The following is an 18,413-nucleotide window of genomic DNA, read 5'->3' as shown; positions in this document are numbered from 1 at the left end:
GAGGGAACAATGAAATTATTGTGTCCACTGCCCTAAAGTAACGCGGTCATTTCCACCATAATCTTTCACCGTACGGACTTGTTTATAGCCCGCTTCTTTAAAGATTTTCTGTACAGCGTCACCTTGATCATAACCATGCTCAAGTACCACCCAGCCATCAAGAGTTAAATGCTTTTTACCTTGCTGGATAATGACTTTCAAATCAGCCAAACCATGATCTGCCGCAATTAGAGCACGTTCAGGCTCAGTTGCTAAGTCTTGCATGTGAGCATCATCGGCATCGATGTACGGTGGATTCGATACAATCACATCAAAAAACTTTCGATTTAGCGGTGCAAACCAACTGCCACACACAAAAGTCACATCATTTAAGTCATGCTTTTCTGCATTTTGCTGCGCAACGGCTAAAGTTGGCTCATAAATATCGGTCGCCGTGATGTCCCATGTGTCCCGTTCACTGGCCAATGAAAGCGCAACCGCACCCGTCCCCGTACCTAAATCGACAATGCGGGCATCTTCAGGTAAGTCTAATCGTAATACAGTTTCTACCAGTACCTCGGTATCTGGACGTGGCACTAAAGTGTCAGGAGTGACAATCAAATCTAGCGTCCAAAACGGCTGTGAACCTGTCACATAGGCCAAAGGTTCACCTGCTTCGATTCGTGCCAAGGCAGCAACATAGGCCTGCTCTTGTTCATTGGTCAGCACTTGATCTTTTTTCATAACCAAATCGAAAGAATCAATTTTGGTGATGTGTTCCAGCAACCATGCGTTCTCTTGACGTTCGTAACTCTCAGCTTCACCACGTAAAGCCAAAGCTTGGGCAATATTCATTATCCACCATTCTGCTGTGCAAGCATCGCAAGCTGATCTGCTTGATATTCACGATGTAAGCTATCTAATAGTTCAGTTAAATCGCCTTCCATAACCGCGTCTAACTTGTATAAAGTTAAGTTAATACGGTGATCGGTCATACGACCTTGCGGGTAGTTATAGGTACGGATACGTTCTGAACGATCACCCGAGCCGACCAAGTCACGACGCATTTCAGAAGTTGCTGCATCAGCTGCCGCACGTTTTGCATTTTCCAAGCGTGAAGCAAGTAAAGCCATCGCTTTGGCTTTGTTTTTATGTTGTGAACGTTCTTCCTGACATTCCACCACGGTTCCTGTTGGAATATGAGTAATACGCACAGCCGAATCGGTTTTGTTGATGTGCTGACCACCCGCACCTGAGGCGCGGTAGGTATCAATACGTAAGTCTGATGCATTAATCTCAACCGTTGTATCAACATCAATTTCAGGCAAAATCGCAACGGTACACGCCGAAGTATGTACACGACCTTGAGACTCCGTTGCAGGCACACGTTGTACACGGTGCGCGCCACTTTCAAACTTCAAACGGCCGTAAACACCCTCACCATTCACCAAACAAATAATTTCTTTATAACCACCGTGTTCGCCTTCATTTTCAGACAACACTTCAATACGCCAGCCTTGTGATTCAGCGTACTTGGTGTACATGCGGTATAAGTCACCCGAGAAAATAGCGGCTTCATCACCGCCTGTTCCCGCTCGAATTTCCAAATATGCAGAGTTCGCATCATTTGGATCTTTCGGAATCATTAAAATATTTAAATCAGCTTCTAAAGACGCAATAATGGCTTTATTTTCTTTAATTTCTTCAACAGCCATTTCCTTAAAATCAGGATCTGACAGCATCGCTTCAGCCGTTTCAATATCAGCTTCAGCTTGTTTGTACTTGGTCCAAACTTCTGTGATTTCGCTTAAATCACTATGTTCACGTGACAACTGACGAAAGCGTTTGTTATCCGAAATGACTTCTACATCTGCAAGTAATGCTGTTAATTCTTCGTGACGGTCAGAAAGTTGATCTAATCGTAAACGTAACGATTCTTTCATTAGGAAAATATCTCAATATAAAGGCTGCAATACAGTTTCACAGCACCAAAAAATTTGCGCTTAGTTTAACGGCTCTATCACGCAAAGAACATCTTTATTCAATCCTGAGCGACGTTTACTTTATACGCCTCAGTAGATTGATACACTTTTAAAGCATGTTTATGACCTTACTAACGCTTAAAAAATGCAAAACAGCTTATTTCATATACACCTTTTTAATAGGCCATTTCAGCTCAAAATTCAGAGTGTGAACTGCATCACTCCTAGGTTTATCCACATTTGCATGATTTTGGATAAATTTCATTCTGCTTATTCACATTTGTAATAAAACTGATACAAACAAGAAACCAACGGGTTTCAATTTAGTTTTAACTCTCCACAATTAACTGGAATCTTTTTGTTACATTAGCCACATCGAAAAAAGTAAGACAGTTCAACCAATGTTGGACATGGAGAAACACATGAAACTTAATACACTCTTAATGTCAGCAACATTAGCAACGGCATCTATGTTTACTGCAACTGCGTATGCAGACAGCACAACTCGCGTTGCAGCAGCCAGTGCTTTAGGTAGTGTTGCAGGGACAGCAATTGGTAAAAACATGGGCGGCACAACTGGTGCAACCATCGGTGCAGCACTCGGTGGTGCAGGTGGTGCAGCAGTTGCAAGTGACAAACGTCATCGTACTGAATCTGCTATTGGTGGTGCGATCGGTGGTGGTGCGGGCTATACCGTAGGTAAAAGCATGGGCGGCACCAATGGTGGCTATGTGGGTTCTGCATTAGGTGCAGCGGGCGGTGCAGCACTCGGCAACAAAATCTCAAAAGATAAACAGTATGACTCTTACCATGGTAAAAAATGGAAGAAAAAACATAAACACCATTAATTAGCTGCATCGTAAAGATGTCATTGAAAGCACCTTCGGGTGCTTTTTTATGGCACAGATTTAGACGCAATAGTACTCTAGCCAAACTGGTAGAAAATACGAAGAGTCGTTACACAGCACTTACCAAAGCAACGGTTTCGATAAAATTTCTCTTCATTATTCTTCCCACTTGTTTCGCTAAAGTGAAATCAAGACAAAATAGACATGCTCTTAGGAGTTTAAAAATGAAAATTAAATCAATTTTAATGAGTACCGTAATTGCAGCTTCAGCATTAACGATGACCACAACATATGCAGGTAATACAACCAATACTGCACTAACATCTGCATTAGGTGGTGTTGTCGGTGCCGCGATTGGTAACCAAATGGGTGGACAAACAGGCGCGATGATTGGTTCTGCCATTGGTGGTGGTGCAGGTGCAGCCGCTTCAGCCAACAAACGTGACCGTAATGGTGCAATCATTGGTGGAGCACTCGGTGGTGCTGGTGGTTATACCGTAGGTAAAAACATGGGCGGTACCAATGGTGGATATATTGGTGCAGGTCTCGGTTCAGCGGGTGGTGCAGTTCTAGGTAAAAAAGTCTCTGAAGACCGTCGTTATGATGACGAATATGACCGCCGTTACGACGACCGTTATGATCGTCGTTATGACAGCCGTGGCTACCGTAATAGCAATTATAAATATAATGGTCACAACTACCGTGGTGACAATGGCCGTCACTTAGGCTGGTACAAAAACGGTAAACGCTAAGTACCGCATAAAACATTTTCAAATAAAAGAGCACCTTCGGGTGCTTTTTTATTTATCTGACAACTACACTCAAAAAAGACACTGCATCGTTTCTACTGAATGCAGCAGCTTACCACTTTGGTTTTAAACGCATGTGTGGCTGGTGCTGTTCAACGATGTTGAATATAAATTTTGTTTCATTTTTAAATCAATACCTTATATAAAACAATCAGAACATCGAATAAAATCGATATACAAGATAGCACTTATATCGTATTATTTCGATATATAAAACAAAACTGAGAAATAGAATGCGCACGTTGTCCGAGACTCAATTTTCTATTTTAGAATTAGCTCCTGTCCGCGAAGATCAAACTGTACAACTCACCCTACAGCATAGCTTAAAGTTGGCCCAACAAGCTGAGCGTTTAGGCTATAGTCGACTTTGGCTTGCAGAACATCATAATATGGATGGTATTGCCAGCTCTGCAACTGCGGTGCTACTCGGCTATTTACTCGCAAATACCTCAACCTTAAAGGTAGGTTCAGGTGGTATCATGCTCCCGAACCATGCCCCACTGATCGTAGCGGAGCAATTCGGTACGCTTGCGACACTCTATCCAAACCGGATTGAATTAGGTTTAGGTCGAGCACCAGGTACAGACCAAGTGACCATGCGCGCACTTCGCCGTGGCCGTCAAGAAACTGAAGATCAGTTCCCACAAGATGTCTTAGAAATTCTGCATTACTTTAAAGACGCTGAACCAAATCAGCGCATCATTGCAACTCCGGGGCAAGGGACACATGTGCCTGTATGGCTACTCGGTTCAAGTTTATTTAGTGCACAACTGGCTGCAAAACTAGGTCTTCCCTACTCTTTTGCATCACACTTTGCACCGCGTATGCTGAAACAAGCGATTCAGCTCTATCGTGAAAACTTTGAACCCTCTGAGTACTTATCCAAACCTTATGTATCTATGGGTGTCCCGACGGTCGTTGCTGAAACCGATGCTGAAGCTGAATATCTAGCAACCAGTGCCTACCAACGAGTTTTAGGTCTCATGCGCGGTCAAAGTTTAAAGTTAAAAGCACCAATTGCCAGTATGGACGGTCTATGGTCACCTTCGGAAAAAATGTCAGTAGACAGTTTTTATGCCATGGCGCAAATCGGCTCCAATGGCACGGTGAAAGAAGGCTTGAAACAGCTTCTTTTGGAATATGATGTTGATGAGTTTATTTTCACCTGTGACATCTATGACACGGACAAACGTTTAGAAAACTTTGAACGTCTCATGCAGATCAAAAACAGTTAAGTACAAATGAAGTGAATCGCCTTATGCGTATTAATGCATACCCATAAGGCGACGTGCATAAATGAATAACCAAAATCTTAGCCGATACTTAAAAAATCCTTAAAGCCCTGCAAAACTGCTGCTATGTCTAGACTAAAGTTAGCGTGACTGCTCAGACAATTTATCACTTTGCTTTTTTAGAGCAAAAGCACTAAAAATAATAAATTAAGGAAAGACGATAAAAAACAATTAAGGATCAAGCATGGTCAATTTGTATTCAACAGACAACGTATCTGGTTTATTTCAAAACCATCCCGAATATTTTCAGCATTTTAAAGGGCAATTGATTACCGCATCAGAAATTAAACAACATGCTTTTACTGAACAACGTGTCGCAATTATTGGTACCAACCAGCATACAGTAACTGCCCTTGAGTCGGTTTGTCAGGTCGCTCAATCGGTCTATGTTTTTCAAAATGCGCCACAATTTATCTTGCCAAAAACAGAGCGTGGAATTCAGCGCTTAATTCAACATCCACTGGTTATTAAGAACCGACGCCTATTTAACACACGTATCAAATGCCTACTGGCTTTACGCTTCTTAGAAACCCAAGTTCAAGACCCATGGCTTAGACACCAGCTCAAACCTAACTCCGCTGCCGATAAACTTAAATTTTTTAAGTCCGATCATTATTATCATGCCTTACAGCGCGACAACTGTAAGCTAATCACTTGGCCGATCGTCAAAATTCGAGAACATGATATTCAAAGTTTAGATGGCGCTGAATATCCCGTCGATGTGATCATTACCACCTATAGCCATTAACCATATAGGGTAAGTTTTAGCCACTTACCCGTTGTTTATTTCGTCACACCTGTATATTGATAGCCTGTATTTGAACGTTGATAACGTAAGTACTTTCCAGTCGGGCGGCTGTTTTGATCTAATAAAGTGATATCAATCTTGTTTAAGTCTTTTGAAACACGAATATATGAACCGCGCCGCTCTTCGTCATAGTGACAGTCATAATCTACTTCAATCGAACTTAGTTGCTTGTTCTTGGTCTGAAAAACTGGTGTTGCTGTCAAAGCTTGGGCGTGCATTTTAAAGGCTTGAATTTGATAAAGACCGTGACAACTATCGCCTTTGTAATAACTTTGAATCAGATAAATCGGTTGTGCACCCCATTTCACTTGGTCAATCTTTAAAATATAGCCAGCTTCTAAAGGCTGAAGTTTAGTGGAATTGCTCGATTTCATCTACACATAGGATGAAAATTCACCCATGGTACCGCCACCACCTACATCAAAGGTATAGAATTTAAGCAGTTGGTCCGGTGAGGCATTAATCTTTAGTCTAAGATTTTCAGTCAATTTGGGGAAAGAATAAGCATAACTTTCTGCATTTTCACGGATTAAATCAACCACATCATTTTCGATCTGTTGATTCACTGCATAAAAATCTAGCGCTGCATATTTTTGATCAATCGCCTGCTCAGCCTGCTGAATTGATATATTTTGCGCATATACAGCCATATTAAAATGAGCAAAACAAAATACACCTAATAGGCATTTTGATATTATTTTCATTTGATCTAATCTGTATTTTTATATTGATCAACATTATAAAGCATCATCAATATGACGCTTTATAATGTAATGACAATATCAACCAATGCGACGTTTTAAACCCGTCATTTGGAGTACACGAGTTGAAATTTCTTCAATCGACATTTCCGAGACATTTAAGTATTTAATCCCTTCAGAGATATAAATCCCTTCAATTGCGCGAAGCTCCATTTGACACTGGCTGAAGCTTGCATAACGGCTATTGGCTTTACGTTCAGAGCGAATAGCGACAAGGCGTTCAGCATCAATCATCAAACCAAAAAGCTTCTGCTTATGTGCGCGAAGTACCGCTGGTAAACGGTTGTCATCCAAGTCTTCTTCGGTCAATGGATAGTTTGCTACACGAATCCCAAACTGTAATGACAAATAAATTGAAGTCGGTGTTTTACCCGAACGTGATACCCCAATCAGAATCAGATCGGCCTTGTCATAGTGGCGTGTACGTGCACCGTCATCGTTATCCAAAGCAAAATGCACCGCATCAATACGTGCTTTATAAGACTCCGAATCGGTCACTGCATGGGTCTGTCCGACTAAAGTTGTAGGCGGTGTTCCCAACTCTTCAGATAATTTACTAATAAGCCCTTCAAATACATCAAGATTTATAGCATTTGCAGTATTAATAATGTCACGCACGTACGGGTCGACTAAAGTGTCAAAAACCAGTGGCTTTTGTCCGTCTTGTTGCGCCCTTAAATTGATCTCAGCAACCACATTTGTAGCAGCTTCTTCAGAGCTAATATAAGGAATAATATGAATGTCAAAGTCAACATTTGGAAACTGCGCCAATAGCGAGTGCCCAAGGGTTTCAGCGGTAATTGCAGTACCATCTGATACAAAAAAAACACTCCGCTTAAATTGTTTACTTCCTGACATTAAAATTCTCCTCAAAAATTTGTCTTAGTGCTATATAATCTTTATAGTAAACCGATCTTACATGACTGTCGCTTAGTAAAATCAAAAAGCTAAGTAGATTTGTTATAATCTGATGCCAAGATAGTGATTAAATACTGCAAAAGTGGAGTAACAACTTTGGAAGCGCGCGTAATTGGTCTAGAAAAATTAGGGAAACACGACGTTGAACTTGTAGGTGGGAAAAACTCATCTTTAGGTGAAATGATCAGCCACCTATCAAATGCAGGTGTATCTGTACCAGGTGGCTTTGCTACTACAGCTCAAGCATATCGTGAATTTCTCGAGCAAAGTGGCCTAAACGCTAAAATCAATGCAGAGTTAAAAGTCCTCAATGTTGATGATGTAAATGCTCTTGCTGAAACAGGCGCGAAAATTCGCCAATGGATTGTAGATACTCCACTGACGGCAGAACTCGAACAAGAAGTTCGTAAAGCATTTGCAGAGCTTTCAAACGGCAACCCAGCCATCGCGGTTGCCGTTCGTTCTTCTGCGACAGCAGAAGATTTACCAGATGCATCTTTTGCAGGCCAACAAGAAACCTTCTTAAACATTCGCGGTATCGACAACGTATTGATCGCGATCAAAGAAGTATTTGCATCACTGTATAACGACCGTGCAATTTCTTACCGCGTACACCAAAACTTTGCGCATGATGTTGTGGCTTTATCTGCTGGTATTCAGCGTATGGTCCGCTCTGAAACTGGTGCAGCGGGTGTAATGTTTACACTCGACACTGAATCAGGTTTCCGTGACGTAGTGTTCATCACTGCATCTTACGGTTTGGGTGAAATGGTTGTTCAAGGTGCAGTGAACCCTGACGAATTCTACCTTTCTAAACCACTTTTAAATGCAGGCAAGCATGCTGTACTCCGTCGTAATCTAGGTTCTAAACACCAAAAAATGATTTATGGCGAAGAAGCTTCTGCGGGTAAATCAGTTGTTGTGGTTGATGTTGAAAAACAAGAGCGTCAACAATTCGCATTAAACGACCACGAACTACAAGAACTTGCAAAACAAGCGCTGATCATTGAAAACCATTATGGTTCTCCAATGGACATCGAGTGGGCAAAAGATGGCGATGACGGTCAAATTTATATCGTTCAAGCGCGCCCTGAAACAGTGAAGAGCCGTGAAAACGTCGGCACCATGGAACGCTACCTTTTAAAACAAAAAGGCACTGTGATTTGTGAAGGTCGTTCAATCGGTCAACGTATCGGTTCTGGTAAAGTACGTATTGTTACGTCTATTAAAGAAATGGACAAAGTACAAGACGGTGACGTGCTTGTATCTGACATGACTGACCCAGACTGGGAACCAGTAATGAAGCGTGCCGCTGCAATTGTCACTAACCGTGGTGGTCGTACTTGTCACGCAGCGATTATTGCGCGTGAATTGGGTGTTCCAGCAATCGTCGGTTGTGGTAATGCAACTGAAGTTCTAGTAGACGGCCAAGATGTAACTGTTTCATGTGCTGAAGGTGATACAGGTTTCATCTACGAAGGTTCTTTAGATTTCGAAATTCAAACCAACTCAATCGAATCTATGCCAGAACTTCCGTTCAAAGTAATGATGAACGTCGGCAACCCTGACCGCGCATTTGACTTTGCACAAATTCCAAATGAAGGGATTGGCCTCGCACGTCTTGAGTTCATCATTAACCGTATGATCGGTGTTCACCCTAAAGCATTGTTGAACATTGACAGCTTGCCACGTGAAACACGTGCTGCGGTGATGGCGCGTACAGCGGGTTATGCATCGCCAATCGAATTCTATGTTGAAAAACTGGTTGAAGGTATTTCTACCCTTGCTGCAGCATTTGCAGACAAACCTGTCATCGTTCGTATGTCTGACTTTAAGTCAAATGAATACGCAAACTTGATCGGTGGTAAGTTATACGAACCTGAAGAAGAAAACCCAATGTTGGGCTTCCGTGGTGCAAGCCGTTATGTGTCTGACAACTTCCGTGACTGTTTCGAATTAGAATGCCGCGCGTTGAAAAAAGCACGTGACGAAATGGGCTTAACCAATATTCAAATCATGATTCCTTTCGTACGTACTGTACATGAAGCGAAACGTGTAATTGAATTATTGGCGTTAAACGGCCTGAAACGTGGTGAAAATGGTCTGAAAGTGATCATGATGTGTGAGTTACCAACGAACGCATTATTGGCTGAACAGTTCCTTGAACACTTTGATGGCTTCTCTATCGGTTCGAACGACTTAACCCAGTTAACACTTGGCCTAGACCGTGACTCTGGTATCGTATCTCACCTATTTGATGAACGTGATCCAGCCGTAAAAGCGCTTCTTTCTATGGCAATTCATGCATGCCGTAAAGCAGGAAAATATGTGGGTATCTGTGGTCAAGGCCCATCAGATCACCCAGATCTTGCGCAATGGCTTATGGAACAAGGTATCGAATCTGTATCACTTAACCCTGACTCAGTATTAGACACTTGGTTCTTCCTTGCAGAAGAAAAAGTTCAAAAAGCTTAACTCTTTGATGCGAAAAAAAGACCCTTTCATGGGTCTTTTTTTATATCTACACTTTCAACGTATCCACATTAAAACAAGCATATTGATACAAAAATTTAGACTAAGTTTGGCATTCATGCAGCAATATCTTGATTGAGAAGAGATCGCATTGCGATAAAGCTAGAAGAAGCAGCATAATCCTTGCTACACTGTCCTGCATTTTGTGTAGTTTTGGTTAATTTCAGCTTGAAATTCTCTAGACTATCCGCATGTTTTACCATAGATTTTTTATTTGTTTTTCATCTGAAGCAAATACATTTATTATTTGAATATCCCAATTTATATTTTGAGATTAAGTTTATATGCAGATTTACTTGGCACGAAATAATCAACAAGCCGGTCCATATACCTTAGAGCAGTTGAATCAGATGCTCGCAAGCCAACAAGTTTTATTGACGGATTTAGTTTGGCATCAGGGTATGCCTGAATGGAAAGCTTTAGGTGAACTCACCCAAGGAAAACTGGCGTATGAACCTGTAGGTTATCAACCTCAGCCCCCTATTCCTGAGCCAATGCATACGCCAAATCAATTTTCACAACCAAACCGTACAGCGGCGAAAGTTGCTCAACCTGAACTGGCATCGATAGGTACACGCGTCTTAGCCAAAGTCATTGATTTACTTCTTTGGCTCCCTGCCGCTGCGATTCCCTCGTTCTTTTTACAAGCAGATAAATTTGGTGAACTCACTGAAATTCAGCAAAAAATGCAAGCGGCTACCACAGCAACACAGGCCAGTGAACTGCAAGCACAACTGTTCAGTTTGATTCCAACTGAAGCATGGACCACCATGGGAATTTACCTGCTGATTATGCTCGGCATACAGGCCTTTTTCTTAGCCAAAAGTGGCCAAAGCATTGGTAAAAAAATCACCAAAATTAAAATTGTAGACGTTGAAACGAACGAAAAAGTCAGCCTTTTGCGTGTATTCACATTGCGCAGTGTTGTCTTTATTGTGCTCAATATGCTGTTCATGCCGTTTATTACCATCGCCGATCACGTCTTTGGTTTAACTGCAAAGCGTCAAACTTTGCACGATAAACTAGCGAAAACCAAGGTCATTAAGCAGTAATTTGACCATATTTAAGCTGAGGTTTGGCTCACCTCAGTTTTCCGCAGTTTATTGATATTCAAAATAAATCCACAAAGAAATTATAAAATTCCGAGTGAAAAAATCGGTTTTTATAACAGTCATTTAAAGCATCTTTACGTATAGCTTAGTTTGTCGATATGAGGCATAATGCCCTACAACGTAGCGGTGTCTTATGATTGAGAAGTGTTTTTAGACTTAAAAAGAAACTTTTCAATCATGCGACACTTTAATCGCTATCCCAATTTTATTAGGGAATGGGACTCTTCACCGAGGTTGTAAAATGAGACAAACGATTTTAGCTGTATTGTCTTTATCTGCGATCGCCGCGCTCTTAACTGGGTGTGGTGGTGATATGGTACTTCTAAACTCAAAAGGTCCAGTTGCACAAGGTCAATCTGACTTAATGATGACTGCGATCTATTTAATGCTATTGGTGGTTATTCCATCAGTCGTAATGGCATTATGGTTTGGTTGGAAATATCGCGCGTCGAATAAAGATGCAGACTATAAACCTACATGGGCACACTCTACTGCAATTGAAATTGTAGTTTGGGGTATTCCTGTCATTATTATTGGTATTCTGGCTTGGTTAACTTGGTGGGGTTCACACAAGTATGACCCTTACCGCCCACTCGAATCTGATAAAGCACCTGTAAATATTCAAGTCATTGCAGAACAGTTTAAATGGATCTTCATTTACCCTGATCTTAACATTGCGACGGTTAACGAAATTCGTTTCCCTGAAAAAACTCCAGTTGCACTTAAAATTACCTCTAACTTCACGATGAACTCGTTCTTCATCCCTGCGTTAGGTGGTCAAATTTATGCAATGGCAGGCATGCAAACGCACTTGAATTTGTTAGCAGATGGAACTAGCCCAGCTGAAGGCTACCGCGGTTTCTCTTCAAACTATTCAGGCTACGGCTTCTCGCAAATGCGCTTCCGTGCTCACTCTGTAACTGACGCTCAATTCGCTGAATGGGTTGCTGCAGTTAAAGCAGGTAACGGTACAAGCATTAATCCTAAAGCTGTACAAAAAACAATTTTAGATCAAGCTGAATTTGAGTCTTTACGTGACGGTAACCGTGGTAAACACCAAATTGAAGTTTTGATTTCAAAAGCAAAAACTCCTGAAGAGAAGGCTGCTGCTGAGGCAATGAAGCCTTATCCAACTAAGCCACACCCTGTGACTTACTACTCTTCTGTAGAGGAAGGCTTGTTTAAGTCAGTCATCAGCAAATATATGAGCAACTATCACGGTGCTGATCACTCAGCGACTGCGGGTGCTCACGGGGCTGCTTCATCTGAAGCACATGCCGCTGTTGAACCTGCTTCATCAGTTGTAGGGGAATAAGACATGAGCTTCTTAGGTAAGTTAGGTCCGGACGTTATTCCGCACGATCCAATTGTACTGGTCACAGTTGCAATGATGATCTTAGGTGGTATCGCAGTTGTTGCTGGTATTACCTACTTTAAAAAATGGGGCTACTTGTGGAACGAATGGTTCACATCAGTCGACCATAAAAAAATTGGTATCATGTATCTTTTCGTATCGATCATCATGCTTTTGCGTGGTTTCGCCGATGCGATTATGATGCGTCTTCAACTGTTCCTTGCAAAAGGTGGCGGTGAAGGTTATTTACACCCAGAACACTACGATCAGATCTTCACCGCACACGGTGTAATCATGATCTTCTTCGTAGCAATGGGTCTAGTTGTTGGCTTAATGAACATCTCTGTACCACTTCAAATTGGTGCACGTGACGTTGCCTTTCCATTATTAAACTCTCTAAGCTTCTGGTTATTTGCTGGTGCTGCAGGCTTAATGATGGCATCTCTTGCAATTGGTGAATTCGCTGCAACAGGTTGGATGGCTTATCCTCCTCTTTCAGGTATCGAATACTCTCCAGGCGTGGGTGTGGACTACTATATCTGGGCACTTCAGATTTCAGGTTTAGGTACGCTATTAACGGGTGTTAACTTCTTCGTTACCATCATTAAAATGCGTGCGCCTGGTATGTCTCTTATGGACATGCCGATCTTTACTTGGACATCTTTATGTACTGCGGTATTGATCATTGCGTCGTTCCCAGTGTTAACAGCAACAATTGCGATGTTAACGCTTGACCGTTACTTCGGTTTCCACTTCTTTACAAATGACATGGGTGGTAGCCCAATGTTGTATGTAAACTTGATTTGGACATGGGGTCACCCAGAAGTATACATCTTAGTATTACCAGCATTTGGTATTTACTCTGAAGTTGTATCAACGTTCTCTCGTAAAACGTTGTTCGGTTACAAATCAATGGTGTATGCAACAATTGCGATCACAGTACTTGCGTTCGTAGTATGGCTTCACCACTTCTTCACCATGGGTGCTGGTGCGAACGTGAATGCGTTCTTCGGTATCATGACCATGGTTATTGCGATTCCTACAGGTGTGAAAATCTTCTCTTGGTTATTCACAATGTATAAGGGTCGTATCACCTTCACTACTCCTATGTTATGGACGCTTGGCTTCCTTGTAACATTCGGTATTGGCGGTTTAACTGGTGTATTAATGGCGGTTCCACCTGCGGACTTCCTTGTACACAACTCATTGTTCTTGATTGCTCACTTCCATAACGTAATTATCGGTGGTGTGGTGTTTGGTATGTTTGCCGGCATCATTTTCTACTGGCCGAAAATGTTTGGTTGGAAGCTCAATGAAGCATGGGGTAAAGCTGCGTTCTGGTTCTGGTTCTTCGGTTTCTACTTCGCATTCATGCCACTTTATATCCTTGGTTTCATGGGTATGACTCGTCGTTTGAATACATATGACAACCCTGAATGGGATCCGTACATTGCTATTGCATTCTTCGGTTCTGTGTTAGTCGCGATTGGTATTGCATGTTTCGTTATGCAGATTGTTGTTGGTTACTTACAACGCAACGACAACCTCGACCTTACAGGCGATCCATGGGATGGTCGTACACTTGAATGGGCGACTTCGTCTCCTGCTCCGTTCTACAACTTTGCTCATCTTCCAACAATCAATGGTATTGATACGTTCTGGAATGACAAAGAGAATGGCGTAGCGTATGCGAAACCTACTTCATACGAAGACATTCATATGCCAACGAATCGTGCTGCTGGTGTTGTGATTGCCATGTTCATTACTGTTATGGGCTTTGGTTTAATCTGGCATATCTGGTGGTTAGTTGTTGTGATGTTCATCGCTGCTATTATCAGCTTCATCGCGTCTTCGTTTACGAAGAAAGTGGACTACTATGTTCCTGCTGCTGAAGTTGAGCGTATTGAAAATGAACGTTACGCGATTCTTGAAAAACATTTGAAGAAGGACTAAGACAATGGCTGACGTACTTCATCACGAAAACCACGGACACGATGAGCATCATCACCACGATGATACCGACATCACCGTCTTTGGTTTTTGGACTTATTTGATGAGTGACTTGATTCTATTCGGTACACTCTTCATTGCATTCGCTGTTTTAAGTAGCCATGTGCCTATGGGCACACCAAGTGCAAAAGAATTATTCGGTGAGTCTTTAGGTTTCGTTTTAACTGAAACTTTCGCTCTCTTGATCTCTTCTGTAACTTTTGGTTTTGCGGTTCTTGCTGCATACAAAAAGAACGTCAACCAAGTTTTAACTTGGTTAGCGATCACTTGGTTATTCGGTGCTTCATTCATCGGCATGGAACTATATGAGTTTAATCACTTAGTTCATGCTGGCCACGGTCCAAGCGTAAGTGCGTTTTTATCGTCGTTCTTTACTTTAGTAGGTACGCACGGTATTCACGTAACTTCAGGTTTGGTATGGATGATCATTTTGATGATTCAGATCAAGAAAAATGGTTTGACTCTTCCAAACACTCGTCGTCTTGCTTGCCTAAGCTTGTTCTGGCACTTCCTTGACATCGTTTGGATCTGTGTATTCAGCGTAGTTTACTTGATGGGAGTTCTATAATGAGTCACGATCATAACTCAGCTGGTGCTTCACACGGTAACACCAAGCAATACACGATCGGCTTTATCCTTTCAGTTATCCTGACCGTAATTCCATTCGGTATGGTAATGGCTGGTGGTTTTGGTCGCGGTATTGTTATGGCGGTTATCGCAATTACAGCGGTTGCTCAGGTTCTAGTTCAATTAGTTTACTTCTTGCACATGAACTCATCTTCAGAGCAACGTTGGAACGTGATTGCATTTATCTATACAGTACTTTGTATTGCTGTACTTCTAGTCGGCTCTGTATGGATTATGAACTACTTACACTACAACATGATGATCTAAACTGATCGTCATGTTGAAAAAGTATTTATTCCTGACTAAACCAGGAATTCTCTTTGGTAACTTCGTTACCACTCTGGGCGGCTTCTTTTTAGCCGCTCAGGGGTCTGTAGATTTCCTCCTCCTTCTCATCACTCTACTCGGTACAACACTGGTTGTTGCTTCTGGCTGTGTCGTCAATAACGTCATTGATCAAGATATTGATCAAAAGATGGAACGGACGATGAACCGTGCATTAGTTAAAAAAACCATCAGGCCTTCCGTTGCTTTGGCATTTTCTGCTGCGCTTGGAATATTAGGTTTCGCCCTACTCTGGTTCTTTGTTAATGCTTATGCCTTTGGCTTTGCTGTACTTGGTTTTGTGGTTTATGTGATTTTTTATAGTCTATGGAGCAAACGCACATCCATTCACCAAACCGTGATTGGAAGTATTTCTGGTGCTAGTCCACCAGTGATCGGCTATACAGCTGTGACCAATGAATTTGATGTTGCCGCACTGTTGCTTTTCTTAGCATATGCACTTTGGCAAATGCCTCATTCATGGGGAATTGCGGTATACCGCTTTGACGACTATAAAAATGCAGGCATACCAATTTTACCTGTAGCACGTTCAATTTTTCGCACGAAAGTTGAAAGCTTGATTTATGTCTTGCTGTTTGCTGCGGTGTTAAATGGTTTGTATTGTTTTGGCTATACCAATATGTTTTTTCTTATCACCTTTAACGCACTCTGTGCTTATTGGGTATATTTATCAATCATTGGTTTTAAAGCTGAAAATGATCAGGTTTGGGCAAAACGCTATTTCTTATATTCAGTGATTTTAATTACTGCATTAAGTTTTAGTTTTAGTTTTAGCTATGTCTCACCTGCTCCACATTTGCCGCTGTTTTAAAAAGATAGAGTTCTCTCTATCTTTTTTTTATTTCAACTTATTCAATATTTAAGTCTAGTCTTTAAATTGTTACCATAGCAGACACAACAATAACTCATACTCTGTAATGAAAATGCCATCACAATTTTTTAAAAAATCTATTTTTATTAGTCTATTCCCTATCACTCTTGCTTATAGCACGCACAGTTTTTCTGGTTTTGATGTTACTTGCTACCCATCGACCAACATTCAAACCAATGCCTATACAGCCTGTGACAATTTGCCTGCGCTCACGCCCGCCAATGACAATCAAACCAATATGCTCCTACTCCTGAGCGACATGGGCTTGGCCAAATTGAATTTTAATCAGCCAAATAGTCCGCTTTGGGAAACTGAATATAGCAACGTACCATTTGCGGCTAAAACATTGTTTGAAAGCGCAACCAATAAACGACCGAATGCCCGATTAAAACCAAACAATCAAAAGACTCCTTACCAAGAACATTGCAGTAGTCTAGACAATGGTGCGGATCAATTTACCCAACAGGTGAAAGCCGACCAAAATCTCAGCAAAGTGGAAAAAGATTTACTGATTCAAGAAAGACAAAATATCTCGGCCTGTGACCGTGATCTTGCCCTCATCCAAGTCAATCCGAACTGGTCTATACAAGCACGTCAGTATGCGTCTTATTTAAATGCAACCATTGCCTTTTATAATAGTAACTTTTCCACAGCTACTAAAATTTACTCAGTATTAACTACGGTTGATCAGTCTTGGATCAAAGAAACATCGCAATATATGTTGATCCGTAGCAGCCTCAATGAAAGCTATCAGTCGGGTATCGGTGAATATGGTGATTTAAAAATCGATAAAGTAAATCAGACTTTACTCAAAAATACCTATGAGCATATCACTACCTACTTCAAACGCTTCCCTGAGGGAAAATATGCGGCAAGCGCACGCGGTTTACTACGTCGTTGTTATTGGCTGAGTGGAAATACCGAACTCCTGACCAGCGAACTCGCATGGCAAATCAATCATCCTGATTCCAAATACTATAATTTAGAGCTCGATAATCTAGCCTTTGAAATGGATCGCCATGTTTTTCAAAGCCACTCATTCAATCCAAAAAATCTAAAAGATCCCTTCTTTCTGACCATTTCAGATTTAATGCAAATGCGTCAGGCAACATCAGCAGAAGATAAAGTCTTAAGCTGGTCTGAACTCAACAACCAAAAAACACTATTTAAGAGTCAGCCAGAACTATTCCAATACCTACAAGCCAATCACTTATTCTTTGTGCAGAACAAACCAGCTGAAGCTTTAAAATATTTGCCAGAACACTCTTCTAATTCAATCGATAGTTACCTTCAACTCAGTCAAATATTATTAAAAGGTCGTATTTTAGAAAAACTCGGACAAACTCAAAATGTGCAGCAATATTGGGAGGGTTGGCTTAGTCGATCAAAGTCCATCGAACAGCGTGGCTTGTTTGAGCTGATGTTGTATCCACATTATGCCCAACAGCAAAGCGCGAACCTATTCATCGGTTCAGATGCTAAAATCAAACAAGCTTCATTACAAAAAAGTTTTATTGAAAATGAAGCCAATGAAAAAAGCTTAATGCAAATTGTCCAGAGCAAAGCATCAAATACAGATCAAAAAAATTTAGCTTTATATAAAACTTTGCAAAAGTCATTGGTACATCAAAACTTTAAACTGTTTAATCAAGCCTTTGTACTGCTACCACAAGATGCCGCGAAGTATAAATATGATTCAGAAACATATAAAAATTATAAAAACCAACCGCCTTTCAGTGATTTCATTTGGGCAGGAACAAAAATCACGCCACAAATGCAATGCCCTGACTTATTCAGCCTGACTCAAAAACTTGAAAATTCACCTCAAGATCTAAAGCTCCGACTTTGTTTGGGCGAATATGCACGCTCGTCTCAAGGCTACAACATAAGCTATGTCACTGCTTTAGAAAAAGAAACTGCTCGCTTCCAAGGTGCAATTTTTGCCCGTGGCCAAGTGTATAAGGACATCATCAAATCCAGTTCTGTACCTGATTTAAAAGCGTATGCGCTTTATCGCTCAATCATGTGTTATTCACCAAGCGGGATGAATGACTGTCAGGATGCAGAGGTTGAAAAATCTACCCGTAAACAATGGTTCGACCACATTAAACGCGACTATCCAAGTACCTCTTGGGCACAATCTTTAAAGTATTACTGGTAAGACT

General features: G+C 41.3%; 15 protein-coding genes and 1 pseudogene. 12 read left to right on the top strand and 4 right to left on the bottom strand.

Annotated features, from left to right (window positions below; translation table 11 throughout):
• Nucleotides 1–15: 15 nt before the first annotated feature.
• A complete protein-coding gene (prmC, locus tag AC4CUZ_RS10570) occupies nucleotides 16–834 on the bottom strand; it encodes a peptide chain release factor N(5)-glutamine methyltransferase (protein WP_419381073.1) in 819 nt (272 codons plus the stop codon).
• Nucleotides 834–1,922, bottom strand: a complete 1,089-nt coding sequence (prfA, locus tag AC4CUZ_RS10565; protein ID WP_004982013.1) for a peptide chain release factor 1 — start codon at nucleotides 1,920–1,922, stop codon at nucleotides 834–836. Before prfA ends, prmC begins: the two co-directional genes overlap by 1 nt.
• Before the next feature lie 461 nt (nucleotides 1,923–2,383).
• Here prfA and AC4CUZ_RS10560 point away from each other — a divergent pair, with 461 nt between their 5' ends.
• The 4 genes from AC4CUZ_RS10560 to AC4CUZ_RS10545 all read left to right on the top strand — a co-directional run bounded on the left by AC4CUZ_RS10560 (nucleotide 2,384) and on the right by AC4CUZ_RS10545 (nucleotide 5,658).
• Nucleotides 2,384–2,809, top strand: coding sequence for a glycine zipper domain-containing protein (locus AC4CUZ_RS10560; protein ID WP_004696467.1), 426 nt, complete (start codon nucleotides 2,384–2,386; stop codon nucleotides 2,807–2,809).
• Nucleotides 2,810–3,033: 224 nt separating this feature from the next.
• A complete protein-coding gene (locus AC4CUZ_RS10555) occupies nucleotides 3,034–3,561 on the top strand; it encodes a YMGG-like glycine zipper-containing protein (protein ID WP_078389325.1) in 528 nt (175 codons plus the stop codon).
• Nucleotides 3,562–3,851: 290 nt separating this feature from the next.
• Nucleotides 3,852–4,853, top strand: coding sequence for an LLM class flavin-dependent oxidoreductase (locus tag AC4CUZ_RS10550; protein WP_078389324.1), 1,002 nt, complete (start codon nucleotides 3,852–3,854; stop codon nucleotides 4,851–4,853).
• A gap of 241 nt (nucleotides 4,854–5,094) precedes the next feature.
• A complete protein-coding gene (locus AC4CUZ_RS10545) occupies nucleotides 5,095–5,658 on the top strand; it encodes an NAD(P)/FAD-dependent oxidoreductase (protein WP_078389323.1) in 564 nt (187 codons plus the stop codon).
• 35 nt (nucleotides 5,659–5,693) lie between these two features.
• Here AC4CUZ_RS10545 and AC4CUZ_RS10540 read toward each other — a convergent pair.
• Nucleotides 5,694–6,368: pseudogene (locus AC4CUZ_RS10540) on the bottom strand (hypothetical protein).
• A 132-nt stretch (nucleotides 6,369–6,500) separates the two neighbouring features.
• Nucleotides 6,501–7,337, bottom strand: coding sequence for a posphoenolpyruvate synthetase regulatory kinase/phosphorylase PpsR (gene ppsR, locus AC4CUZ_RS10535; protein WP_005400687.1), 837 nt, complete (start codon nucleotides 7,335–7,337; stop codon nucleotides 6,501–6,503).
• A 156-nt stretch (nucleotides 7,338–7,493) separates the two neighbouring features.
• Between ppsR and ppsA the strand changes: the two genes are divergently transcribed.
• From ppsA to AC4CUZ_RS10495, 8 genes are all read left to right on the top strand, one after another.
• Nucleotides 7,494–9,872, top strand: coding sequence for a phosphoenolpyruvate synthase (ppsA, locus tag AC4CUZ_RS10530; protein WP_490747572.1), 2,379 nt, complete (start codon nucleotides 7,494–7,496; stop codon nucleotides 9,870–9,872).
• Nucleotides 9,873–10,213: 341 nt separating this feature from the next.
• Nucleotides 10,214–10,981, top strand: a complete 768-nt coding sequence (locus AC4CUZ_RS10525) for an RDD family protein (protein WP_332476799.1) — start codon at nucleotides 10,214–10,216, stop codon at nucleotides 10,979–10,981.
• A gap of 301 nt (nucleotides 10,982–11,282) precedes the next feature.
• Nucleotides 11,283–12,356 carry a ubiquinol oxidase subunit II gene (gene cyoA, locus AC4CUZ_RS10520; protein ID WP_004696450.1) on the top strand — a complete coding sequence of 358 codons (1,074 nt, stop codon included), beginning with the start codon at nucleotides 11,283–11,285 and terminating at the stop codon, nucleotides 12,354–12,356.
• 3 nt (nucleotides 12,357–12,359) lie between these two features.
• Nucleotides 12,360–14,348 (top strand): cytochrome o ubiquinol oxidase subunit I, encoded by a 1,989-nt coding sequence (gene cyoB / locus AC4CUZ_RS10515; RefSeq protein ID WP_004982033.1) that lies wholly within the window; start codon nucleotides 12,360–12,362, stop codon nucleotides 14,346–14,348.
• Between the two features lie 4 nt (nucleotides 14,349–14,352).
• Complete coding sequence (gene cyoC, locus AC4CUZ_RS10510) at nucleotides 14,353–14,973, top strand: cytochrome o ubiquinol oxidase subunit III (RefSeq protein ID WP_004696446.1); 621 nt, start codon at nucleotides 14,353–14,355, stop codon at nucleotides 14,971–14,973.
• Nucleotides 14,970–15,299: a cytochrome o ubiquinol oxidase subunit IV gene (locus AC4CUZ_RS10505; protein WP_026056475.1), complete on the top strand. Its 330-nt coding sequence runs from the start codon at nucleotides 14,970–14,972 to the stop codon at nucleotides 15,297–15,299. The genes cyoC and AC4CUZ_RS10505 overlap by 4 nt, the downstream gene beginning before the upstream one ends.
• Nucleotides 15,300–15,309: 10 nt before the next feature.
• Nucleotides 15,310–16,188, top strand: a complete 879-nt coding sequence (cyoE, locus tag AC4CUZ_RS10500) for a heme o synthase (protein WP_419381317.1) — start codon at nucleotides 15,310–15,312, stop codon at nucleotides 16,186–16,188.
• A gap of 112 nt (nucleotides 16,189–16,300) precedes the next feature.
• Nucleotides 16,301–18,409, top strand: coding sequence for a PA5441 family protein (locus AC4CUZ_RS10495; protein ID WP_490747571.1), 2,109 nt, complete (start codon nucleotides 16,301–16,303; stop codon nucleotides 18,407–18,409).
• The last annotated feature ends 4 nt before the right edge of the window (nucleotides 18,410–18,413 follow it).

Source organism: Acinetobacter sp. 789_lipA (genome assembly GCF_058242845.1).
This window is presented reverse-complemented; position numbering and strand designations above follow the sequence as displayed.

Coding starts and splice junctions, on each gene's coding strand:
- prmC (WP_419381073.1), bottom strand. CDS start 834: ATGAATATTGCCCAAGCTTTGGCTTTACGTGGTGAAGCTGAGAGTTAC.
- cyoB (WP_004982033.1), top strand. CDS start 12,360: ATGAGCTTCTTAGGTAAGTTAGGTCCGGACGTTATTCCGCACGATCCA.
- AC4CUZ_RS10555 (WP_078389325.1), top strand. CDS start 3,034: ATGAAAATTAAATCAATTTTAATGAGTACCGTAATTGCAGCTTCAGCA.
- ppsR (WP_005400687.1), bottom strand. CDS start 7,337: ATGTCAGGAAGTAAACAATTTAAGCGGAGTGTTTTTTTTGTATCAGAT.
- AC4CUZ_RS10560 (WP_004696467.1), top strand. CDS start 2,384: ATGAAACTTAATACACTCTTAATGTCAGCAACATTAGCAACGGCATCT.
- AC4CUZ_RS10495 (WP_490747571.1), top strand. CDS start 16,301: ATGCCATCACAATTTTTTAAAAAATCTATTTTTATTAGTCTATTCCCT.
- cyoC (WP_004696446.1), top strand. CDS start 14,353: ATGGCTGACGTACTTCATCACGAAAACCACGGACACGATGAGCATCAT.
- AC4CUZ_RS10545 (WP_078389323.1), top strand. CDS start 5,095: ATGGTCAATTTGTATTCAACAGACAACGTATCTGGTTTATTTCAAAAC.
- AC4CUZ_RS10525 (WP_332476799.1), top strand. CDS start 10,214: ATGCAGATTTACTTGGCACGAAATAATCAACAAGCCGGTCCATATACC.
- cyoA (WP_004696450.1), top strand. CDS start 11,283: ATGAGACAAACGATTTTAGCTGTATTGTCTTTATCTGCGATCGCCGCG.
- prfA (WP_004982013.1), bottom strand. CDS start 1,922: ATGAAAGAATCGTTACGTTTACGATTAGATCAACTTTCTGACCGTCAC.
- cyoE (WP_419381317.1), top strand. CDS start 15,310: ATGTTGAAAAAGTATTTATTCCTGACTAAACCAGGAATTCTCTTTGGT.
- AC4CUZ_RS10550 (WP_078389324.1), top strand. CDS start 3,852: ATGCGCACGTTGTCCGAGACTCAATTTTCTATTTTAGAATTAGCTCCT.